4 protein-coding genes are annotated in these 2,990 nt (G+C 68.9%); all 4 read right to left on the minus strand.

What is annotated here, in order from left to right:
* On the minus strand, nt 1-200 hold a 200-nt coding region (locus K6I34_RS34610; RefSeq protein ID WP_229332007.1), incomplete at its 3' end, for an FAD-dependent oxidoreductase.
* 239 nt (nt 201-439) lie between these two features.
* The gene (locus K6I34_RS34620) at nt 440-1,348 is read right to left on the minus strand and encodes an amino acid ABC transporter permease (RefSeq protein WP_229332008.1); all 909 of its coding nucleotides are present in this window, start codon (nt 1,346-1,348) and stop codon (nt 440-442) included.
* A complete protein-coding gene (locus tag K6I34_RS34625; RefSeq protein WP_229332009.1) occupies nt 1,345-1,995 on the minus strand; it encodes an amino acid ABC transporter permease in 651 nt (216 codons plus the stop codon). The genes K6I34_RS34620 and K6I34_RS34625 overlap by 4 nt, the downstream gene beginning before the upstream one ends.
* A 24-nt stretch (nt 1,996-2,019) precedes the next feature.
* Nucleotides 2,020-2,931, minus strand: a complete 912-nt coding sequence (locus K6I34_RS34630) for a glutamate ABC transporter substrate-binding protein (RefSeq protein WP_229332010.1) — start codon at nt 2,929-2,931, stop codon at nt 2,020-2,022.
* Between the last annotated feature and the right edge of the window lie 59 nt (nt 2,932-2,990).

Here is a 2,990-nt window from a genome sequence, read left to right on the forward strand (position 1 = left end):
CCCTCCAGGGGGCAGCCCAGTCGTTCGAGCGCGGCCGCGGTTTCGGGGCGCAGTACAGCCGTTCGGGCCGGGCGTTCTTCTTCGGAGGAGCCGTCGGCGGGCGTCTCGTCCAGCAGGATGACGCGGACCTCGTGGCGGGCCAGGGCGAGCGCGAGCGCGAGACCGACCGGACCCGCACCGACGACGATCACCGGGTCCACGGCAGGCCCCCCTCCGTCCGGCGGCCCGCGGCCGTGCCGGGGGCTCCGAGGGACGTACGGACCGTGCGCACCGCGTGGTACGCGAGGGGGCCGACAGGGGGAACACGGTGCTCGATCACACACTGTATGCAACCCATTGCGGGTGCTTGCGTCAAGTGATCAGAGTCGCCACCGCGGCGCGCCGGAGCGGGTGCGCCCCGTCCCCGGCCGCGGCCGACGGGGTGTCACCCGCGCCGGGTTCACCCGTCGTTCGGTCCGTCCGCGCCGGAGGCGTCCACGGGTCCGGGCGCGGAACCGGTGGCCAAGGGCACGCCCGGCGCGGTCACCGGGAGCGGGGCGCCCTTGCGCGAGCGCTTCGTGCGCCGTTCGACCCATGTCGCGACGGAGGAGAGGGCCAGGCACAGCAGGATGTAGATCGAACCGAAGACGATCACCATCGGGATGAAGGCGTACACGCCGTTCGACGGAGGCCGCTGTTCCGCGAACCGCTTGCCGACGTAGAGCAGTTCCTCGTACAGGATGATGTAACCGAGTGAGGTGTCCTTGAGGGTCACCACGAGCTGGCTGATGATCGACGGCAGCATGGTGCGCACCGACTGCGGCACGAGCACGCTCGCCATCACCTGGGTCTTGCGCAGCCCGAGCGCGTAGGCGGCCTCGCTCTGTCCCCGGGGCACGGCGTTGATCCCGGTCCGGAAGATCTCCGACTGCACCGAGCCGTTGTAGAGCGTGAGTCCGACGACGAGCGCCCACATCGGGTCGGAGGTGAAGACCCCCGCCCACAGCACGAAGATCATGATGAGCAGCGGCAGGGCCCTGAAGAGCTCGACGGCCGCGGTGGCGAGCCAGCGGACCGGTTTGTGCTCGGAGAGCCGGCCGGTGGCCAGCACGGCGCCGAGCGCGAGGGAGAGCACCCCGGCGATCGCGAAGGTCTTGACCGTCGTCCAGAGGCCGTCGAGGATCTGCCGCTGCGTGTTGCTGTACTCGTAGACGTCCCACAGGGAGCCCTGGAACTGCCCTGTGTCGTCCAGTCGGTAGACGACGAAGGCGATCAGGCCGATCAGGACGACGGCCGACAGGACGCCGTAGACGCGGTTGCGGACGCGTGCCTTCGGGCCGGGCGCGTCGTAGAGCACGCTCGCGCTCACCGGATCACCTCCAGTCGGCTCTCCAGCAGCCGGAAGAGGCCGCTGATCGCGAATGTGATGACGACGTAGCAGAGGCCTATCCAGAAGAAGACCAGGAAGATGTTGTAGCCCTCCGCCGAGTTGAGGGTCTTCATCACCGATCCCAGCTCGGTCACGTTGAAGCTGGAGGCGACCGCCGTGTTCTTGGCGAGGGCGATCAGCAGGCTGCCGATCGGCGGCACCGCCGTACGGGTGGCCTGCGGCAGCACGATCTGGCCGAGGGTCTGGGTGAAGGTCATGCCGATGGACCGTGCCGCCTCGGCCTGTCCCACCGGCACGGCGTTGATGCCGGACCTGACGGCCTCGCAGACGAACGCCGAGGTGTAGGCGCCCAGTGCCATGACGGCCAGCCAGAAGGAGTCCCAGCCCTTGAGCCCCAATGCGGGCAGCCCCAGGGTGACGGCCAGGAAGAGCAGCACCAGCGGCGTGTTCACCATCAGCGTCACCCAGGTGGTGCCGAAGGCGCGCAGGACGGGCACCGGGGAGACGCGGAACCCCGCGATCACGATGCCCAGCACCAGGGCGAGCAACGCGCTGAGCGCCGTGAGCTCGACCGTGCTGAGGAAGCCTTCGCGGAACGCCGCGAAGTTGTCGGACAGAACGTACACGTCGACTCCCCGTGGACGGCCCGGTCAGTAGCGGTCGACCGCGGGCGGGGACGAGGCCGCCACGCCGGAGAGCCCGAGGGTGGCGTCGTACGCCTTCTTCCAGTCGCCGTTCTTCTCGTGCGCCTCGATGGCGTCGTTGACGGCGTTGCGCAGCGCCTTGTCGTCCTTCTTGAGCCCGACGCCGTACGGCTCCTTGGAGAAGGGGTTGCCGACGACCTTCAGGGCGCCCTTGTTCTCCGCCGCGTAGCCCTTGAGGATCGCGTCGTCGGTCGTGACGGCGTCGACCGAGCCGCCCACGAGCTGCTGCACACACAGCTGGTAGCCCTGCTGCGACATGGCCTCGGCGACCCCGTACTTGGGCTCCTTGATGCGCTTGAGCGGCGTGGAGCCCGCCGCGGAGCAGACCTTCTTGCCCTTGAGGTCGTCCGGGCCCTTGATCGTGCTGTCGGCCTTCACCAGCAGGTCCTGGCCCGCGACGTAGTACGGGCCGCCGAAGCCGATCTGCTTCTTGCGCTCGTCGTTGATGGTGTACGTGCCCACGTACAGGTCCACGCCGCCCGTGGCGATCTGGGTCTCGCGGGCCTCGGAGGGGATGGTCCTGAACTCGATGTGGTCCTTGTCGAAGCCGAGGTCGGCCGCGATCATCCGGGCGATCTCCACGTCGAACCCGGAGCGCTCCTTGGTGCTGGGGTTCTCGAAGCCCAGGCCGGGCTGGTCGGCCTTGGTGCCGATGGTGATCTTCTTGCCCTTGATCTTCTCGAAGACGGGTGAACCCTTCACGTCGGCGGCGGTGTTCACCTTGTAGACAGGCAGGGACGGTGTCTGCTTGCCGTCGGCCTTGTCGTTCTTGTCGTCGGGGCTGCCCGACTTGCCGCAGGCGGACGCTGCGAGCGCCAGGACCACGACGGCCGCTGCTGCGGTCTTGCGGAGCTTCATGCTGGACATCCTTTGCGTCGGCGGGTGGTGCCGGGACGGCAGGCGAGCGGTGCCGGGGG

This window comes from Streptomyces sp. UNOC14_S4 (assembly GCF_020740835.1).
Lineage (GTDB): Bacteria > Actinomycetota > Actinomycetes > Streptomycetales > Streptomycetaceae > Streptomyces.

What these genes read in the sequence shown, in the direction of transcription:
- K6I34_RS34630 (WP_229332010.1), bottom strand. Translation starts at nt 2,931, where the DNA reads ATGAAGCTCCGCAAGACCGCAGCAGCGGCCGTCGTGGTCCTGGCGCTC.